15 protein-coding genes are annotated in these 18,959 nt (G+C 62.7%); 13 read left to right on the top strand and 2 right to left on the bottom strand.

Going from position 1 to position 18,959, the window contains the following annotated elements:
- Nucleotides 1–126 precede the first annotated feature (126 nt).
- From IEY31_RS05740 to IEY31_RS05680, 13 genes are all read left to right on the top strand, one after another.
- A complete protein-coding gene (locus IEY31_RS05740; RefSeq protein WP_188969925.1) occupies nucleotides 127–504 on the top strand; it encodes a hypothetical protein in 378 nt (125 codons plus the stop codon).
- Nucleotides 505–633: 129 nt separating this feature from the next.
- The gene (locus tag IEY31_RS05735) at nucleotides 634–1,851 is read left to right on the top strand and encodes a S1C family serine protease (RefSeq protein ID WP_188969923.1); all 1,218 of its coding nucleotides are present in this window, start codon (nucleotides 634–636) and stop codon (nucleotides 1,849–1,851) included.
- Between the two features lie 134 nt (nucleotides 1,852–1,985).
- Nucleotides 1,986–2,480, top strand: coding sequence for a multidrug DMT transporter (locus IEY31_RS05730; protein WP_188969922.1), 495 nt, complete (start codon nucleotides 1,986–1,988; stop codon nucleotides 2,478–2,480).
- A 298-nt stretch (nucleotides 2,481–2,778) separates the two neighbouring features.
- Entirely contained in the window at nucleotides 2,779–4,299 is a 1,521-nt protein-coding gene (locus IEY31_RS05725; RefSeq protein WP_188969920.1) for a SulP family inorganic anion transporter, read from the top strand.
- A gap of 226 nt (nucleotides 4,300–4,525) precedes the next feature.
- Nucleotides 4,526–5,878 carry an ArsB/NhaD family transporter gene (locus IEY31_RS05720; RefSeq protein WP_229723351.1) on the top strand — a complete coding sequence of 451 codons (1,353 nt, stop codon included), beginning with the start codon at nucleotides 4,526–4,528 and terminating at the stop codon, nucleotides 5,876–5,878.
- A 59-nt stretch (nucleotides 5,879–5,937) separates the two neighbouring features.
- Entirely contained in the window at nucleotides 5,938–7,224 is a 1,287-nt protein-coding gene (locus IEY31_RS05715) for a cation:proton antiporter (protein ID WP_188969918.1), read from the top strand.
- 31 nt (nucleotides 7,225–7,255) lie between these two features.
- Nucleotides 7,256–8,305, top strand: coding sequence for a UDP-glucose 4-epimerase GalE (gene galE, locus IEY31_RS05710; protein WP_188969916.1), 1,050 nt, complete (start codon nucleotides 7,256–7,258; stop codon nucleotides 8,303–8,305).
- Between the two features lie 286 nt (nucleotides 8,306–8,591).
- Nucleotides 8,592–9,827: a lipopolysaccharide biosynthesis protein gene (locus IEY31_RS05705; protein ID WP_188969914.1), complete on the top strand. Its 1,236-nt coding sequence runs from the start codon at nucleotides 8,592–8,594 to the stop codon at nucleotides 9,825–9,827.
- Nucleotides 9,824–10,975, top strand: a complete 1,152-nt coding sequence (locus IEY31_RS05700) for a glycosyltransferase family 1 protein (protein ID WP_188969912.1) — start codon at nucleotides 9,824–9,826, stop codon at nucleotides 10,973–10,975. The genes IEY31_RS05705 and IEY31_RS05700 overlap by 4 nt, the downstream gene beginning before the upstream one ends.
- Nucleotides 10,976–11,667: 692 nt before the next feature.
- Complete coding sequence (locus IEY31_RS05695) at nucleotides 11,668–12,903, top strand: glycosyltransferase (RefSeq protein ID WP_188969910.1); 1,236 nt, start codon at nucleotides 11,668–11,670, stop codon at nucleotides 12,901–12,903.
- Nucleotides 12,900–14,681: a sugar transferase gene (locus IEY31_RS18965; RefSeq protein ID WP_188969908.1), complete on the top strand. Its 1,782-nt coding sequence runs from the start codon at nucleotides 12,900–12,902 to the stop codon at nucleotides 14,679–14,681. Before IEY31_RS05695 ends, IEY31_RS18965 begins: the two co-directional genes overlap by 4 nt.
- Complete coding sequence (locus tag IEY31_RS05685) at nucleotides 14,678–15,301, top strand: acetyltransferase (RefSeq protein WP_188969906.1); 624 nt, start codon at nucleotides 14,678–14,680, stop codon at nucleotides 15,299–15,301. Before IEY31_RS18965 ends, IEY31_RS05685 begins: the two co-directional genes overlap by 4 nt.
- Complete coding sequence (locus IEY31_RS05680) at nucleotides 15,298–16,503, top strand: DegT/DnrJ/EryC1/StrS family aminotransferase (protein ID WP_188969904.1); 1,206 nt, start codon at nucleotides 15,298–15,300, stop codon at nucleotides 16,501–16,503. The genes IEY31_RS05685 and IEY31_RS05680 overlap by 4 nt, the downstream gene beginning before the upstream one ends.
- A gap of 75 nt (nucleotides 16,504–16,578) precedes the next feature.
- Here the strand turns inward: IEY31_RS05680 and IEY31_RS05675 are convergent, their stop codons facing one another.
- Nucleotides 16,579–17,685, bottom strand: coding sequence for an LptF/LptG family permease (locus IEY31_RS05675; RefSeq protein ID WP_188969902.1), 1,107 nt, complete (start codon nucleotides 17,683–17,685; stop codon nucleotides 16,579–16,581).
- Nucleotides 17,686–17,800: 115 nt separating this feature from the next.
- Nucleotides 17,801–18,847, bottom strand: a complete 1,047-nt coding sequence (locus tag IEY31_RS05670) for an LptF/LptG family permease (RefSeq protein ID WP_229723350.1) — start codon at nucleotides 18,845–18,847, stop codon at nucleotides 17,801–17,803.
- Nucleotides 18,848–18,959 lie beyond the last annotated feature (112 nt).

Genomic DNA, 18,959 nt, shown 5'->3' with positions numbered 1-18,959 from the left:
GAGAACAGCACCGGAATCTACATCACTTGTATTATGTCTATAGACATAATACACTTCAATCCTGAATACGCTCTGAACAGAACAGGGTGTTCCTTTTCGTCCCCACATGCCGCACCGGAGGTCCGCATGTCCGACGTCTCCCCCGTTTCCGCCCTGCTGGTTCTGGCCCCCCTGCTGGGGGCGGCGTTCGTGGCCGGCGGCATCACGCAGCTGGCGCGGCTGCTGGGCCAGAGCGAGCCGCCACGCACCCGCGCTGTGCTGGCCCTGGCGGTGGCCGCCGGCATCGCCGCGCTGACGGTGGTGGCGCTGCTGACCGTGACGCTGCGCCCCGAGCCGGCCCCGGCCCTGCTGCTGGCCGCTGCCTGCGTAACCGGCTGGAGCGGCCCCGGCATCCTGGCCCGGCTGGGCGCGGTGATCGAGCGCCGGCTGGGCCTGTCCTCCACCCCCAGCGTGTTCGCGCCGGACGCGGGGCCAGGCGAGGAAGCGGGCCGCGGGCCGTCCTGAGTGCGGGCCGGTCAGGCCGCCCTTCGCGGCCCCCCCAATCGCAGTCCATCAGACGATGTTGGAGGCGCATGAGACCAGATGGAAAGGGCAGCCACAGACCCCCTGGCCCCGGCGCGGGCACAATAAACCATGAACGCCGAGACTGACCGTCTCCCGCGCCGGGATGTCCGGGGCCGGGACTCCAAATTTCGCGCCCTGCTGCTGACCGGCCTGCTGCTGGGCGGGCTGGGCGTGTCCGGCCCGCAGGCGCAGGGCCAGGACCTCGGCGCCCCGCTGGCCCAGAAACCAGCGGCCCAGTCCACCACCGCGCTTCCCACGGCCAACGCGCCCGCGCCGCTGACCGACGCCGACCGGGAGGCCCTGAAAACCCTGTTCGGCAAGGTCCGGCCCGCCACGCTGCGCATCGAGCAGTGTGACCTGAACCGGCCGGGAGACTGCGACGACCCCAACGGCATCGGCTCCGGCGTGCTGATCTCGGCAGACGGGCTGGCGCTGACCGCCTACCACGTGGTGGAGGGTGGCCGCAAACTGAGTGCCCAGACGGTGGACCGGAAGCGGTATGCGGTGGAGATCGTGGGCTACGACGACCAGTACGATCTGGCCCTGCTGCGGGTGGCGGTGCCGCGCGGCACGCCGTTCCTGCCGCTGGCCAGTGCCCGCCCCGGCGTGGGCGAGGCGCTGCTGGCCGTGGGCAACGGCGGCGGCGGGTTCCTGCAGCCCAAGTCGGGCCGCCTGACCGGCCTGGAGGCCGACGCCGGACCCGGCGGGGCCAGTTTTCCCCCCGGCACGCTGCAGATGAGCGCCCCGCTGGTCCCCGGCGACAGCGGCGGCCCGGTGCTGAACACGCGCGGCGAGCTGACCGGCATCGTGAGCTACATCAGCCTCAGCCGGACGAAGGGACCGGCCTCCTTCGCGGTGCCGGTGTCCGCCAGTGACGCCCGCGTGGCGGAGCTGCGGGCCGGCAAGAAACTCGACGCGCCGATCATCGGCATCGGCCTGAACGGCACCTTCTCGGCGCTGCTGACCATCGACTCCAGCGACTTCAAGCAGGTGAGCGAATTGCTCAAGCTGGGCGACACGCCCGGCGCGTTCTTTACCAGCGTCGTGCGCGGCAGCCCGGCGGACCGCGCGGGCCTCAAGCCGCTGGAATTCAACGATCAGAACCAGCGCGTCTCCGGCGACATCGTGACCGCGGTGAACGGCAAGCGCATCATCAACTTCGATCAGTTCCAGTACGCCGTGCGCTCCTACAAGCCCGGCGACACCATCACCCTGAGCGTGCTGCGCGGCGACAAGCCCCTTACGGTCAAACTCACGCTGATCGGCCGCAGCCAGAGCCAACCCTGAGCCGGAAAAGCCAGGGGGAGGGACCGGGACGCCTCTCCCCTTTTTTGCCGTGTGGCCCGGCAGTGCCGCCTCGGTATGGGCAGAATCCCAGAAATACCCCTTGACATTTACGTCCAAAACAGAATAATGGCGGTATGGATACCCTCAAGAAAGCAGGTGCGATGCTGGCCCATCTCGACCTCTTCCACCAGATGCTGGACCTGCGGGGGCTGTTGCAACTCGCCGCCCACATGGAGGAGCGCGGCGACCGCGTGACCCTGATCAGCCCCGCGCACATCACCCTGATCGGCGCGGAGATGCTGAGCGACGCGGGCGTGACCACCGGCAAGGGGGCCAGGATCGAGGCCGCCACCGCTTACCGCGTGCTGCAGGGCCTCAAGGGTCACGACGCCCCGGAGTACGCCGTGACCCGCGAGGAACTGGGCGCCCTGAACGCCCGCGCCGTGGCTGAACTGGAAGGCGGCGGCGCGCTGAAGGCCTTCGCCGACACCCTGGCCCGCATCGGGGCGGCCCCGGCGGCCCCCGCCCAGACCCCCGGGCACGAGGAACCGGCCCCCGCCGAGCGTCCCGGACGGGGCCGCCGCGCCGCCGAGTCCGAGGGCCAGCCGTCCGAGCAGCCTGCCGCGTAGGCCCAGAATCATTCGCCGCGCCCCACGCCCCGCCCCCAGCGGATGGGCGTGGGGCGCGGTTTTCTGACGTTGGCGGCGCACGCCCCTGAAGGCAGGTTGCGGGCCAGCCTGCCCCAGCCCCCTCCCCCACCGTGACCTGCAAGCTTGCGGCGAACCCCCGCCGTCCGGCATACTCGCGGACGCCGCAGGCCCGCGCGACAGCCCAGACCATGGCTGACGCCCCCTGACGATAACCGCAGAGTTTTTCGCCACCGTCCGTGCCCGCACCGTGCCGGCACGCGCCCAGCCGAGGTTCACGTTGACTGCCCTTCCCACACCGTCCAGATCCAAACCGCCCAGGCCCCGTTTCGACTTTCAGGCCTACCTGCACGAGTGGTTCCAGAACCCACGCGGCGACATTCTGGCCGGCATCGTGGTGGCGCTGGCGCTGATTCCGGAGGCCATCGCCTTCTCGATCATCGCCGGGGTCGATCCCAAGGTGGGGCTGTACGCTTCCTTCATCATCGCGATGGTCATCGCCTTTATCGGGGGCCGCCCGGCCATGATCAGCGCGGCCACCGGTGCCATGGCGCTGCTGATGGTGGGGCTGGTGCGGGACCACGGGCTGGACTACCTGTTTGCCGCCACCATCCTGACCGGTGGGCTGCAGGTCGTGTTCGGCTGGGCGCGGCTGGCCCGCTACCTGAAGTTCATTCCGCGCCCGGTGATGGTGGGCTTCGTGAACGCGCTGGCCATCCTGATCTTCTCGGCGCAGCTGCCGCAGTTCGTGGGCGCGGGCTGGGCGATGTACGCGATGGTGGCCGCCGGCCTGGCCATCATCTACCTGCTGCCGCGCGTGTTCAGGGCGGTGCCCAGCGCCCTGGTCGCCATCGTGGTGCTGACCGTGGTGGCGATCTTCGGCCGGGTGGACGTCAAGACCGTGGGCGACATGGGGGCGCTGCCCGGCGCCCTGCCCCCCTTTCAGCTTCCCAACGTCCCGCTGACGCTCGAAACCCTGCAGATCATCTTTCCGGTGGCGCTGACGCTGTGCCTGGTGGGATTGATCGAGAGCCTGCTGACTGCCCAGCTGGTCGACGAGCGCACCGACACCACCAGCAACAAGAACACCGAATCGCGCGGGCAGGGCGTGGCCAACGTCGTCACCGGCTTTTTTGGCGGCATGGCCGGCTGCGCCATGATCGGCCAGAGCATGATCAACGTCGGGAACGGCGGGCGCGGGCGGCTGTCCACTTTCGTGGCCGGGGCGTTTCTGCTGGTGCTGATCCTGGCGCTGCAGCCGCTGCTGGTGCAGATTCCGATGGCCGCGCTGGTGGCGGTGATGATCGTGGTCAGCGTGAGCACCTTCGACTGGGGCAGCCTGCGGACGCTGACCGTGGTCCCCAGGGGAGAGACCATCGTGATGCTGGCCACCGTGCTGACCACCGTGATCACGCATGACCTCTCCAAGGGCGTGCTGGTGGGCGTGGTCCTGAGCGCCCTGTTCTTCGCGCGGCAGGTCTCCAAGCTGTCGCGGGTCACGCACAGCGACGCGGCCCTGGGCCGCACCTACCGAGTGGAGGGGCAGCTGTTCTTCGTTAGCACCCACGACTTCGCCCAGCAGTTCGACTACCGCCACGTCAGCCCACAGGTCACCATTGACCTGAGCGCGGCCCACGTCTGGGACGGCTCGGCCGTGGCCGCGCTGGACAAGGTGATTCTCAAGTTCCGCGCGCAGGGCGTGCCGGTGCAGGTCGTGGGCCTGAACGAGGCGTCGGCGCACCTGCTCGACCGGCTCGCCACGCACGACCGGCCCGGCACGCCGGGGCCTGATATACACTAGCGCTGATAATTTTGTGACCACAGGCACGGGTTCCGGCGACCATACGCCGAACTGGGGGAAGTCTGCTGCCGCGGCTTCTCCCCTTTTCTTGAACGCTGCTTCGTGAACGCCGGCCCCCTGCCCCGCCTCTCCCACCCCTTCCCAAGGAGTCCGCTCTTGAACGACCTGTCCTTCCGGCCCGCCCCCCGCCCTGCCCTCCCCGCTGCCCCCGCTCCGGTTCGCCGCCGTGCATGAGGCCGGCGAGTCGCTGAACCTGCTGAGCAGCCTGGGCCTGACCCTGTCGCCCAGCACGATGACGGCGCTGGCCATCGTGCTGTTCGTGGCCACCTACGCCATGATCCTGCTGGAAAAGTACGTGCACCGCACCGTGGCCGCCATGCTGGGCGCCTGCGCGGTGATGGTGCTGGGCATCCTGACGCCTACCCTGGCGTGGGCCAGCATCGACTTCAACACCATCTTCTTGCTGTTCGGCATGATGAACATCGTCAACGTGCTGAGCCGCAGCGGCTTTTTCGATCTGGTGGCCCGCCGGGCCATGGTGGTCACGCGCGGCGAGCCGGCCCGGGTGCTGTGGATCTTCTCGATCCTGACTGCCGTGTTCAGCGCCTTTTTGGACAACGTGACCACGGTACTGTTCATGGCCCCGGTGGTGGTCACGGTGGTGGCCCGGCTGGGGCTGCGGCCGGTGCCGTACCTGGTGGCGGTGATCCTGGCCAGCAACACCGGCGGCACCGCCACGCTGGTGGGCGACCCACCCAACATCATCATCGGGTCGGTGGCCGGCAAGGGCTTCGGAGACTTTCTGGTGAACGTGGCCCCCTACGCCGCCGTCGCCACGGTGCTGGGCATCGCGCTGATGCACCTGCTGATGAAGATGCGCGGCGACCTGGCCGGGGCCGGCTCTGCCGAGCGGCTGCGCGCCGTCCTGACCGACACCACGCCCATCAAAACCAACCCCCGGCTGATGAAGCAGGCGCTGGGCGTGTTCGCGGTCACGCTGCTGCTGTTCATGATCGGGCACCCGCTGGGCCTGGAGGCCGGGCTGGTGGCGCTGACCACCTCCACCTTCCTGATGCTGATTGCGGACCTGAGTCCGGTGGAACTGTTCGAGCAGGTCGAGTGGACCACACTGCTGTTTTTCATGGGCCTGTTTATCGTGGTGGGCGGCCTGGAGCACGTCGGCGTGTTCCAGACGGTGGCGGCTGGCCTGACCGGGGCCATCGACGGCAACATCGGCGCGGGCATCCTGGCGGTGGGCTTTTCCAGCGCGATCATCAGCGGCTTCGTGGACAACATTCCCTTCACCATCAGCATGGCCAGCGTGCTGCGCGAGTTGCAGGTCACGCTGGGGCCGGCCATGGACCCGCTGTGGTGGGCGCTGTCGCTGGGCGCGTGCCTGGGCGGCAACCTGACCTTGATCGGCGCGTCAGCCAACATCGTGGTCTCGGACATCGCCGCGCGTGAGGGCCACCCGATGGGCTTCTTGCAGTTCATGAAGTACGGCACCCCGGTGGCGCTGGTGACAGTCACGGTGGCCCTGGGGCTGTACTACGCCGCCTTCGTTCTGCGCGGCGGATAAAAGGCCGGCCACCTCCCCCCGTCCCTCGCCTCTGAGCCCCGCGCCCCACAGGAGCCCCCATGCAAATCCTCGATCTGGCCGCCCTGCTGGTGTGCGTGACTGCCGCGCTGGCCTTTGTCAACGCCCGCTACTGGAAACTGCCCGCCTCCATTGGCGTTACGGTGGGCGGGCTGGGGGTCAGCCTGATCATCTTCGCGCTGGTCAGCCTGGACGTGCCGTTTGCGCGCGAGGCCGTGACGCTGGTGCGCGGCATCGAGTTCAACGACTTCGTGTTCGAGGGCGTGCTGTCGTTCCTGCTGTTCGCCGGGGCGCTGGGGGTCAACTCGCACGCGCTGTGGGGGCTGCGCGGGCCGGTGCTGACGTTTGCGCTGCTGTCCACCGCCATCTCGATCGCGCTGGTGGGTGGGGCCACGTTCGTCCTGCTGGGGGCCTTCGGGCTGCAGGTCTCGTTCATCTACTGCCTGCTGTTCGGGGCGCTGATCAGCCCCACCGACCCGGTGGCGGTGCTGGGCATGCTCAAGCAGGCGGGCGTGCCCAAACGAATAGAAACGCTGGTGGCCGGCGAGTCGCTGTTCAACGACGGCGTGGGCGTGGTGGCCTTCGCGGTGCTGGCGGGCATTGCGGCGGCGGGGGGCGGCGGTGAGGCCCACGGCCCGGCCATGAGCGCGGGCGGCGTGGCGCTGTTCTTCGCGCAGGAGGCGCTGGGCGGGCTGGCGCTGGGCCTCACGCTGGGCTGGGTGGGCTGGCTGGCCCTGCGCTCGGTCAGCGACTTCGTGGTGGAGGTGCTGGTCACGCTGGGCGTGGTGCTGGCCTGCACCGCCGTGGCCGCGAACCTGCACGTCTCGGCGCCGCTGGCCGCCGTGGCCGCCGGGCTGCTGGTCGGCTCGCTGGCCGACCGCCGCCCCGAGGGACTGTCCTCGCGCGAGCGCTACGAGGGCTTCTGGCACCTGGCCGACGAACTGCTGAACATCTTCCTGTTCGCGCTGCTGGCGCTGGAGGTGGTGGTCGTGCGCTTCAGCGGCCAGTCGCTGCTGCTGGGGCTGATTGCCATTCCGCTGGTGCTGCTGGTCCGGACCATCAGCGTGCAACTGCCGGTGCTGGTGCTGGGGCGGCGGCGCGACTTCAGCCCGTACACCCGCCGCCTGATGGTCTGGGGCGGGCTGCGCGGGGCCATCAGCGTGGCGCTGGCCTTCACGGTGCCGGCGGGACCGGAGCGCGATCTGTTTCTGGTGATGACCTACGTGGTGGTGGTCTTTAGCATCATCGTGCAGGGGCTGACGGTGGGGCGGCTGGCGGCGCGGGCCAGCGGCGAGGCCCAGGCCGAGAGCGGCGGCGGGACGGCGTAGCGCGGTGGGCCTGGTGCCTATACTGCGGGACATGAAGGTCCTAGTGACAGGCGGGGCGGGGTTTATCGGCAGCACGACGTGTTCGGCCCTGGAGGACGCGGGTCACACCCCCATTGTGCTGGACTCGCTGGTCAGCGGCCCGGAGGCGTTCACGCGGGGGCGCGTCTTCTATCACGGTGACATTGCCGACGCCGCCCTGGTCCGGCGCATCTTTGCCGAGCATTCTGACATTGCCGCCACGCTGCACTTCGCGGCGCGGATCGTGGTGACCGAGTCGGTGGCCCTGCCCGCGCTGTACTACCGCGAGAATGTAGTGGGCAGCCTGACGCTGTTCGAGACCTTGCTTGACCTGGGGCAGACGCGGGTGATCTTCAGTTCCAGCGCCGCCGTGTACGACAGCCCCGCTGACCTGCGGGTGGACGAGCAGAGCCCCCTGAAGCCCCTGAGTCCCTACGCCCGCAGCAAGCGCATGACCGAGGAGATGCTCGAAGACCTGTGCGCCGCCTCGCAGGCCACCGCCTCGCCCATGCGGGCCATCGCCCTGCGCTACTTCAACCCGGTGGGGGCAGATCCACAGCTGCGCAGCGGGCCGTACGTCGCGGACCCCACCCACATCCTGGGGCGGCTGATGGCCGCCGCCCAGGGCCGCGCGGACGGCTTTACGATCACCGGCACCGACTACGCCACCCGCGACGGCAGCGGCCTGCGCGACTACATACACATCTGGGACCTGGCGCAGGCCCATGTGGCGGCGCTGGAAAACTTTGAGGGGGCCTTCGAGGCGGCGGCGCGGGACGGGCACGGCGAGGTGTCGTTCCTGCCCATCAACGTTGGCAGTGGCAACGGGGTCACAGTGCGCGAGCTGGTTACCGCCTTTGGGGAGGCCTCGCCCACGCCGGTCACGGTGCGCGAAGGGCCGCGCCGCCCCGGCGACAGCGCGGGTGCCCACGCCGACACCACGCGGGCACGAGATTACCTGGGCTGGTCCGCGCGGCTCACGGTGGCCGAGGCGATGCAATCAGCGTTCGCATGGGAAGGGGTGCGTGGGGAGCGATTTGGCTCAGTGGCTGTTGTGAACTGACGAGGCGCATCGGCCACAACTGCACGACGCGCAACAACAAGTTGTGAGATGTACCCTCTCGGTCAAGTTCCGTAGGCCGGGACACATGCGTAGAGTGAGCCACCCTTACGACCTCTACCTATTATGATGGGGGGCGTGTTTTTGGCAGACTTAAGTTTGATGGCACCAGAAAAGAATGAAAGCTGCGCCGGGGGGTGGGTGTGACCATGCTGGGCATGATTTTCGCAAATGGTCTAACGCAAGCAAAGCTGCACTCCACAACCAAATTGCCAGAATTGAACAGTCCATGAATGCCGCTGTGGGCCTAAGCCTTGGCCGCAATATTTCATGGACCCTGGCGGGCAACATAGTCTATGCTGCGTGTCAGTGGGGAATGCTGGTGTTACTGGCACGACTGGCTTCTCCGGACATCGTCGGGCAGTATTCTTTGGCTCTTGCGGTGAGTGCCCCTATTTATATGGCTTTGAATTTGCAACTCCGGGGCGTTCAAGCGACCGATGCAGCCCAGGAGTTTCATTTTGGCGATTACTTGATTTTAAGGCTGATTACTACCGTGTTGGCTCTATTTGTTCTGGCTGTCCTTATCAAGGATTACGCGGCCGAGGTCCGCCTTGTTATTGGCCTTATAGGGATATCAAAAGCCTTCGAATCTATCAGTGACGTGCTGTACGGGCGGATGCAGGCCCGAGAGCGTATGGACATCATTGCCCGATCTACCCTAATTAAGGGACCGCTCTCGCTGCTGACTTTGTTGCTGGGCTTTCTTTGGGGAGGGTTGCCCGGCGCAGCGGCAGCGCTGGCGATTGGCTGGCTGCTGTTGCTGCTCGCCTACGATCTACCCAATGCGCGCCGCCTAAGTACAGCGCAGGATTTACAGATGGGAGGGACCTCGGTGATGTGGCGGCTGTTCAAGGTTGCATTGCCACTAGGTGTAGTTATGGGATTGCTTTCATTGAGTGCCAATATTCCACGCTACGAAATTGAATCCACCTTAGGTACCAGTGCGCTAGGCGTTTTCTCAGCACTGGCTTATCTAATGGTGGCGCTGGGAGTAGTGGTCAGTGCTGTGGGACAGGCGGCCAGCCCTAGGTTGGCCCGACACGCAGCCGATGATGAAATTTCAGCTTTTTGGCAATTGCTTCAGCGTATGTTGCTGGGTGGGCTATTGATCGGTCTAGCGGGTATTGTGGGGGCTGCTTTGTTCGGCCAATCGATCCTTCGTTTACTGTACGGGGCTGTATACGCACAGGACTTGCCATTGTTTATATGGCTCATGGTGGCAGCAGCAGTCAGCTATCTGGCAGCCTTTATGGGTTTTGGCATGACGGCTGCCCGCCGTTTCCGTGAGCAGGTACCGCTGTTCGCCCTGATGGCTGGTTTGTTGTGGCTGCTGAGCCAGTGGCTGGTGCCGGAATATGGGCTGGTGGGTGCCGCCTGGGCCACCCTGGCTGCCAACATTTTTCAATTGATGGGCGGTGGCCTGATTCTCTTGCTTACCTTTAGATCAAGGAGGACAAAATGACAACAATAACATCTGATCAAAATAGACGTCCCATACGTGTGTTGCATGTGGTGGGAAGTATGAACAGAGGCGGTGTGGAAACGTGGCTAATGAACGTCTTACGTAATGTTGATCGGAATGAGTTGGCATTCGATTTTATGATTCATAAGCCGGAAGCTGCGGCTTATGATGATGAGATGCAAGCATTAGGGGCGGGACGCTATGTCTGCAAATGGCCTACCAATCCACTGTCATATGTTATAAATTTCTTTAAAATTATAAAGGATCATGGACCTTATGACGCCGTGCATAGTCACGTACACCACTTTAGTGGTTTCGTCCTTTTACTGGCTAAATTTGCAGGAATTAAGATTCGCGTGTCTCATAGTCATAATGACAGCTCTGAAGAATTGGTGCTATCCAGAGGGTTGCGTCTCATTTATCTGAAAACTTTTACACAGCTTATTAAGCTCACATCGACCTCTGGGTTAGCCGCTAGTGAAAAGGCGGCTGCTGCACTTTTTGGAGAGGATTGGAAAACGGATGGCCGCTGGAAAGTGTCGTTTTGCGGTATAGATTTGAAGCCCTTTCGTCGTCCAGTATCCCGATCAACAGTCCGAGATTCACTAGGTGTTAAAGATGGCTCAATTGTATTTGGGCACGTCGGTAGATTTGAAGATCAAAAAAACCATGAATTTTTAATAGATATATTTTCAAAAATAAAACAAAAGATGCCTACAGCAATGTTGCTCTTAGTTGGTGATGGTGAATTAAGACAAAAAATTGTCTCCAAGGTTATTCATTTGAATTTAAGCGAAAGTGTGATTTTCGCTGGCCTTAGAGATGACATCCCTACTTTGATGACAGGCGCGATGGATGCATTTGTTTTTCCTTCAAAATTTGAGGGCTTGGGCTTAGCCATTGTTGAAGCACAGGCTGCCGGATTAGATACGTTTATTTCTGATAACATGCCTCATGAAGTGAATATATCCGATAACACTTTTCTTATACCTCTGACACACAGAGCTGATGATTGGGCTGATTACATTATTAATAATTTAGGATACAGAGAGTCAACTGCAAATTCTAAAATAGCTATGTTCGATATTAAAAATTCAATCGCAAGCTTGACCAAGCTATATAATCATACGCTAGAGAAACCATTATAGACGCATTTAAATATTTGATCTCTATTTGGTCAACACTCTTCTCATTTCTTCGCATAAATGGGTCACCAGCAAGGACTTTAAATCGCTCTATTCTTTATTTGCAATACTTTGTATATTTTTCACTTCCACTATGACTAGATTTGTTATTAAGATTATCACACTATTCAGTAGAATCGGGTTTTTAGATGTCTAAAGCAATTGTACCACAAAACATTATTATTTACTTTCCATCTCAGTAATTTCGATAATTTTCTGCGATAAGCTAAATCCGCCAAAGCAATTCAAATTTTGCTCCACTTAACTACAATTTAGCTATAGCCTATGCATTATATTCGTCAAGGTATCGCCTTTGTTTCTGTTGTTGTTTTTCCTATATCATGTAATTAACTTCACTACAGATTGATTTCTGCAGATGCATTAAAATGGATATAGCAAATATATTTGACGCAGTTACCTTTCTAGAATTATTTGTTTCACTAATATATTTACTTCGTCTACAGTTATTGCATTAATTTGTATATATTGAAGTAGCCTGCAAAAATTTTACAATGAATCTATCAATTGTATGGATTTCTTCTTTATTACTAGTAATCTGAAATTTGGCATTTTATCCTATAATTGCAACGTACTTTATAATTCTCATAACTTTAAATAACTACTGCCAAGATCCGATACAGGAGAGATTAAAAAAAATGGAATTAGTCACAGTTCTTGAGCATCGCTTCGAGCGCACTCCCGATGGACAAATCTGGACCCAGACAGCATTTGCCTATTCAGACTGGCTGCCATATCTGACGACATTTGAATCTGTCAATGTGGTGGCCCGTGTAGAAGATATAGCCGCAGTCGGCCATGACATGAAACTGTCGAGTGGCCCCAATGTCTGTTTTACGGCAGTTCCATATTTTGTCGGCCCCAAACAGTTCTTGCTAAAGGCCAGGATTGTGCGCCGCGCCGTCCATAATGCTCTTCTCAAAGAATCTGCAGTACTCCTGCGAATTCCTGGAATCTTAGGTGCAATAGCATACAGCATCCTGAAAAAAACGGGGCGACCTTACGGGGTGTTGGTGGCCGGCGATCCGCACGAGGTCTTTGCACGCGGAGCAGTGAGACACCCGTTGCGTCCACTGTTCCAATGGTGGTTTACACGCGAGATGCAGATCCAGTGCCAGAATGCAATGGCCATTAGCTATGTCACCCGCTCTGCCTTGCAAAAGCGTTATCCAAGCCGGGCTGGCTTCTCTACTTCTTTTTCTGATGTCAAATTGTCTGAAGATACTTTTGTAGACCGGCCACACACTGGATGGCAAGGCCTAGCCACTGCTCAGCGACCTTGTCGGATGGCGTTGGTAGGTTCGCTGGAGCAGATGTATAAGGCCCCGGATGTAGTTATCAAGGCACTTGCCATTTGCGCCAATTATGACTTACATCTTCAGCTCACGATCATTGGCGAGGGCAAGCACCGCCCTGAGTTAGAGGCGCTGACGCGGGAACTGAACGTTCAAGATCGTGTGCGCTTTGCCGGACAATTATCGTCCGGCGAAGCAGTCAGGCATGAACTTGATCAGGCAGATCTGTTTGTCCTGCCGTCACGCACAGAAGGACTTCCCCGCGCCATGATCGAGGCGATGGCGCGAGGCTTGCCCTGTATCGGTTCGACGGTGGGCGGCATACCTGAACTGCTGCCATCTGAAGATCTGGTACCGCCCGGTGACGTTCACGCCCTTGCCCAGAAACTGCAAGAAGTGGTGACCTCGCCGACGCGCCTCGGTGCAATGTCAAGTCGAAACTTGGAAGCCGCCCACACCTACGAAGACAGCGCCATGACACAGCAGCGGACCGCTTTTTACCAGTATATCGAGGAACAAACCGCACGCTGGCAAGCCGCACGACATCGAGTAGTCCCGCCGTCAGGTACCGACTTGTGAAGAAACTCTTATATCTGGTTACCATCCCACTTAGCGCCCGCGCCTTCTTGTGGGGTCAGTTGCAACACTTCAGCCAGCACGGCTATGACGTTCACCTCGCCTCATCGCCTGCCCCCCGAGACGAATTGCTGACGGTGGCACATCGTGAAGGAGTTCAGGCCCATTTCGTCCCACTGGCGCGTGAAATCTCCTTGAAACACGATGTGCTGGCATTGGCAGACACCTGGAAGCTACTGCGGCAGCTTAAGCCCAGCGTAACCAATGTAGGAACGCCCAAAGCGGGATTGATTGGTGGCATGGCGGCAACACTTTCGGGGGTTCCAGCACGCGTCTACACCCTGCACGGTCTGCGCCTGGAAACAGTCCAGGGACCGAAGCGACACCTGTTGGTCTGGATGGAGCGACTGGCCTGTGCATGTGCCCACCGGGTGGTGTGCGTGAGTCCAAGCCTGCAGAAGCGGGCTGTGGAATTAAAACTGGTTCCTGCAGCAAAAACGCTGGTTCTTGGTTCGGGAACGTCCAATGGGGTTTCTGTCGAACGTTACCTTCCATCTGCCACGATGCTGCAGCAAGCCGGAGAGTTGGGGATGATGCTCGGTCTTTCCCCCGACGCTTTGACGGTAGGATTCGTGGGCCGTTTTGTTAAGGACAAGGGAATTGCTGAACTACTTGGAGCTTTTGAACAACTTTATGCCGTCAACTCTCGTCTGCGCCTGCTGCTACTGGGCGATTATGAGGAAGGCGATCCGGTTCCCGCTGAACTCCGCCAGACCATTGAAACCCATCCCGGCGTGATCTGGGCCGGGTTTGTCGCTGATCCTGCACCTTACTACCAGCTCATGAACGTCCTGGCCCTGCCCACTTACCGTGAAGGCTTTCCAACCGTTCCCCTAGAAGCTGCCGCCGCTGGAAAGCCTGTGGTTGCCACTAATGCAACGGGCGCAATGGACGCCGTCGTGGACGGTGTGACCGGTTTTACGGTGCCGGTGGGCGACACTGAGGCCCTGACCGACGCACTGCGGCGGCTGCTGAACGATAAAGCGCTGGCCGTGCAATTCGGACATGCTGGACAGGAGCGTGTTCTGCGCGAGTTCCAACCCCAGCATGTCTGGGAGGCCATGGACAGGCTTTATCAGGACCTTCTTGCTGAAGCCCGGACCCGGAAGGGTCAACACCTCAAACGGGCGGTAGACGTGGTAGTGGCGGGCGTTGGACTGGCCGTTCTGGGGCTGCCCATGCTTGCGCTTGGTGGCGTGGTGCGTCTCAAGCTCGGCTCCCCTATCCTGTTCAGCCAGAAACGCCCTGGATTACACGCTCAGCCCTTCATCATGCATAAGTTCCGCACTATGCGTGACGCGGTAGACAGCCACGGTCAGCCGCTCCCCGACAGTGAACGCATGACGCCGCTGGGCCGCTTTCTGCGTGCGTCTTCAATGGACGAACTGCCCGGCTTGTTTAATGTCCTGCGCGGCGACATGAGCCTGGTCGGACCACGTCCTCTGCTGATGGAATACCTGGACCGCTATACGCCCGAGCAGGCGCGGCGACACGAGGTCCGTCCCGGTATTACCGGCTGGGCGCAAGTTAATGGACGGAATGCGATCGCCTGGGACGAGAAGTTCAGGCTGGATGTGTGGTATGTGGAAAATCGCAGCCTTGCGCTGGACCTGAAAATTTTGTGGACGACGGTACAGAAGGTATTTAAGCGAGAGGGCATCAGTGCGGCTGGAGAAGCCACCATGCCCAAATTCATGGGCACACCCAGCAACGAGACATGAGCGGGATTCTGGTGGTAGGCGCAGGAGGACATGCCAAGGTGGTGATCGCCACTTTACGCGCGGCAGGACTGGATGTGGCTGGGGTATTAGATGACCGTGCCGAGTCTTGGGGCACATCAATACTGGGCTGTAGCGTGCTCGGCGGACTGGATCAACTGGAGCGTTTGGCAGACCGCGCCGTCATCGCCATCGGCAGCAATGCGGCGCGGCTGGACATTGCGACCCGGTTTCCAGACACAGAATGGACCTCAGCCATTCACCCTGCAGCCACCGTCCATGAAAGTGTGAGGGTGGGGCCAGGAACCGTCATTTTTGCAGGCGCGGTGATCCAGCCAGACACCGTGCTGGGACGGCATGTCATCGTGAATACAGGTGCAACCGTTGATCATGACTGCGTTCTGGGGGATTACGCGCATGCGGCCCCTGGCGTCCATCTGGCAGGCACAGTCCGATTGGAGGAAGGTGTCTTTTTAGGCGTCGGCTGCGCGGTCACTCCGGGTATAACGGTGGGACGCTGGACGACAGTGGGTGCGGGCGGCGTGGTGGTTCGGTCCTTGCCCGCCAATGCTGTAGCCGTGGGCATACCTGCCCGACCAAGAAAGGAGACAATACCGACATGACCCACACCGCCCCCAAACAACTCGACCGCACGCTGGCCCCCTGGCCCGCTTTTGAATCCGACGAGATTGAGGCCGTCTCGGAAATCATGCGCTCCGGCAAGGTCAACTACTGGACCGGCACCGAGGGCCGCGAGTTCGAGAAGGAATATGCCGCCGTGCTGGGCGTGCCGCACGCCATCGCCCTGCACAACGGCACGCTGGCGCTGGAGCTGGCGCTGTACGCCCTTGGCGTGGCGGCGGGTGACGAGGTGATCACCACGCCGCGCACCTTTATCGCCTCAGCCAGCGCCGCCGTGATGCGCGGAGCGGTGCCCGTGATGGCCGAGGTGGACCGCGACAGCGGCAACATCACTGCCGAGACCATCCGCGCCGTGCTGACCCCGCGCACGCGGGCGATCATCGTGGTGCATCTGGCTGGCTGGCCCGCCGACATGGACCCGATCATGGCGCTGGCCCGCGAACACAACCTGTTTGTCATCGAGGACTGCGCCCAGGCCCACGGCGCGAAGTACCACGGGCAGCATGTAGGCACCATTGGGCACATGGGCTGCTTCTCCTTCTGTCAGGACAAGATCATGACCACCGGCGGCGAGGGCGGCCTGCTAGTCACCCGCGACGAGGCGCTATGGAGCAAAGCCTGGGCTTTCAAGGACCACGGCAAGAGCTACGACGCCGTGTACCACAAGGAGCATCCGCTGGGTTTTCGCTGGCTGCACGAGTCCTTTGGCACCAACTGGCGCATGCTGGAAGTACAGGCCGCGATTGGGCGTCTGCAGTTGCAAAAGCTGCCTGCATGGACGGCGCAGCGTCAGCGCAACGCGGCGGTGCTGGCCGGGCGTTTCTCGGCACTGCCTGCCCTGCGCGTGCCCACCATTCCTGAAGGCTCCGAAAGTGCTCAGTACAAGTTCTACGTGTACGTGCGTCCCGAATTGCTGCGTGCAGGCTGGGACCGGGACCGGATCATGGCCGAGGTGGTGGCGCGCGGCGCACCGTGCTACACCGGCACCTGCTCCGAGATCTACCTGGAAAAAGCGTTCACGGACGCCGGACTGGGACCGAAGGAACGGCTGCCGGTGGCCCGTGAGCTGGGCGAGACCTCGCTGATGTTCCTGGTGCATCCCCCGCTCAGCGAGGCAGATATGAACGCGGTGGCAGATGTAGCGGGAGAGGTGGTTCGGGAAGCGACGCGCCCGGAGGCCTGAGCTCAAAGCCAGGACAACACCAGCTTCAGGATGCGTTCCTGAAAATGTGCTCCAGACCCTTTACCTTCTTCCCCTTCAACGCCGTCCCGTCCGCCACAGCAGCGCCGCCCCGGCCACCACAGCGATCAGGTCCGGGGCGTAGGCGGCCACCGCGCCGGACACCGCCCCATTCTCGCCCATCACCCGGAACACGCTCCAGGTGGCGTAGTACGCAAACGTCAGCAGCAGCGCCCACACCAGCCCCAGGTCACGCCCGCTGCGGAAGGTGAACACCGCCAGACTGACCGCGAAGAAGGCCAGCGCCAGGGCCGCCAGCGGCTCGGCAAACTTGCGGTGCAGCGCCGTGAAGTCGGCGGGCGAGCGGACCCCCTGCACGCGGTACTGGGCGGTCTTCGCCCACAGCTCGCGCAGCGGCGTGTAGATCGCCTTCAGCTCGCCGCCGCCCGCGTCCAGATCGGCCTGCACGTCCTGCACCGGCAGGCTGCCGGACTTGAAGGTCAGCACCGTCACCGGGCGCGCGTCCTGGTAGGTCACGCGGCGGCCATCCTGCAACTCCAGCACATTGCTGCCCGGCAGCAGGCGGCCACGGGCGGCGGTGATCACCTCGCGCGGGGGCAGGCCCGGCTGCATGGTCACGATCCGCAGGTCTTCCAGCGTGCCGCCGGGGCCAATCTTTCCCACGCTGATGGCCCGGTTCAGGGCGTCCCGCAGCACGATGCTCTGGCCATCCGCCCCTGTCCCGTCCAGGCCGATCACGCGCGGGTTGTCGAAGACGATCTCCTGCTTGACCTTGCGCTCCTGCACCTTGGCGCGCGGCACCAGCCCCTCGCCCAGCGCGAAGGCCAGCACGGTCACGCCCAGGCCCAGCGCCAGCACCGGGCGCAGCAGCCGGGTGGCCGGAATCCCGGCGGCCAGGGCGCCCTTCAGCTCCGAATCGCTGCTCAGGCGCGACAGGCCCAGCAGCGTGGCGAACATCAGCGCAATCGGCAGGGCGCGGGCGGCGGCCTCCGGCACGTTCAGCGCCAGCACGCGCGCCACCAGCACCGGATCGGCCCCCTTGGCCAGAAGCGGCGCGATCACGTCCTGCAGCGCGGCCAGCACCAGCAGCACAATCACGGCGGACAGTGCGCCCAGCAGCAGGGGCAGAATCTCGGCCAGGACGTAGCGCTCAAACAGTTTCACGGCTGGGCCTCGGTGGGTCTGGGGGACAGGGGGACTGAGGGGGCGCGAGCCGTCCCCGGGGCGGCGGAAACACGCACCGTCCGCCCAGCCCAGCTGACAGCGGGCAACACGCCCCTCACCTCAGCCTCCAGGCCAGCCCGCCCGCCAGCAGCAGGAAGGCCAGGTTGGGCACCCAGGCGGCCAGCGTGGGGTTCAGCGCCCCAGCCCCGGCCAGCCCCGGCATGGTGGTCCACAGGATGTAGAAGCACACGATAAACACCAGCACGGCGGCGAAGGCGGCGGCGCGGTTGCGGATCAGCAGGCCCAGCATCCCGGCGGCCAGGGCGAACACCACCGGGGTGGCCGGGTCCGCGACGCGGGCGGCCAGCTGGAAGGTGTAGTCGCGCCGCCCCTTGCGGCCCAGGGTGTCGCCGGCCAGCGCGGCGCGCAGCTCGGCGTTGCTGACCTGCTGGGCGGCAGGCGGCGGCGGGCGCAGGGTGTCGGTCTGCGCGATCACCACATCGGTGGGCGACTGGCGGGGGTTCTGGCCGGGACGCGTGATCCAGGCGTTGCTGAGGGTCCAGGTCTGGAGGCCCGAGTCCCAGGTGCCGAACTGCGCCGTGATGGTCTCGTCGCCGCGCTGCACCATCACGCCGCTCAGCTGCGCCACCGAACTTCCCGCGCTATCGGCGCTCACGCGTCCGGCGTAGAACAGGGCCCCGGGCGGGGCGTAGGTGTATTTCTCCTGCTGCGGCGGCGGCAGCGGCTGATCGTAGATGGTGAACCACGCGCGGTCCCAGTTCGCCAGCCCCGCCGGGACCAGCGTGCCCGCGTTGACGTAGGCCAGCACGCCCACCAGCGCGAACGGCAGCGCCAGCGGCCACACCAGACTCAGCGGGCGGATGCCGCTGGCCAGGATCGCCTTGAGTTCATTGTCGCGCTGCATGCGCGAGAAGGCCAGCAGAATCGAGAACGGCACCGCCAGCACCAGCGTCTTGTTCAGGCTCTGCGGCAGGATCGACAGGAAGGCGGCCAGCGCCTGTGCGGGCGGCGGATCATAGATCAGCAGCTTGCCCACCGTGCTGCTCAGGGCGTCGGTCATCAGCAGGGTCAGGAACAGCGCCACGCCCCCCAGATACCAGCGGGCGATCTCGCCGAGTACGGTTCGGGTCAAGATGGGCACGGGCGCGATTGTAGCGGTCCCGGATGAGGAAAAGGGGGCCAAAGGCAACTTCTGCCGGGGGCAGCGGGCGGGGGTGGCGGGCAGGCGGTGGGGATCCTCTTCCCTGCGGTGG

The organism is Deinococcus aerolatus, from assembly GCF_014647055.1.
Lineage (GTDB): Bacteria > Deinococcota > Deinococci > Deinococcales > Deinococcaceae > Deinococcus > Deinococcus aerolatus.
This window is presented reverse-complemented; position numbering and strand designations above follow the sequence as displayed.

Bases quoted from the DNA above. Each gene is read 5' to 3' on its own strand.
- IEY31_RS05740 (WP_188969925.1), top strand. From the start codon at position 127: ATGTCCGACGTCTCCCCCGTTTCCGCCCTGCTGGTTCTGGCCCCCCTG.
- IEY31_RS05735 (WP_188969923.1), top strand. From the start codon at position 634: ATGAACGCCGAGACTGACCGTCTCCCGCGCCGGGATGTCCGGGGCCGG.
- IEY31_RS05730 (WP_188969922.1), top strand. From the start codon at position 1,986: ATGGATACCCTCAAGAAAGCAGGTGCGATGCTGGCCCATCTCGACCTC.
- IEY31_RS05715 (WP_188969918.1), top strand. From the start codon at position 5,938: ATGCAAATCCTCGATCTGGCCGCCCTGCTGGTGTGCGTGACTGCCGCG.
- galE (WP_188969916.1), top strand. From the start codon at position 7,256: ATGAAGGTCCTAGTGACAGGCGGGGCGGGGTTTATCGGCAGCACGACG.
- IEY31_RS05705 (WP_188969914.1), top strand. From the start codon at position 8,592: ATGAATGCCGCTGTGGGCCTAAGCCTTGGCCGCAATATTTCATGGACC.
- IEY31_RS05700 (WP_188969912.1), top strand. From the start codon at position 9,824: ATGACAACAATAACATCTGATCAAAATAGACGTCCCATACGTGTGTTG.
- IEY31_RS05695 (WP_188969910.1), top strand. From the start codon at position 11,668: ATGGAATTAGTCACAGTTCTTGAGCATCGCTTCGAGCGCACTCCCGAT.
- IEY31_RS05685 (WP_188969906.1), top strand. From the start codon at position 14,678: ATGAGCGGGATTCTGGTGGTAGGCGCAGGAGGACATGCCAAGGTGGTG.
- IEY31_RS05680 (WP_188969904.1), top strand. From the start codon at position 15,298: ATGACCCACACCGCCCCCAAACAACTCGACCGCACGCTGGCCCCCTGG.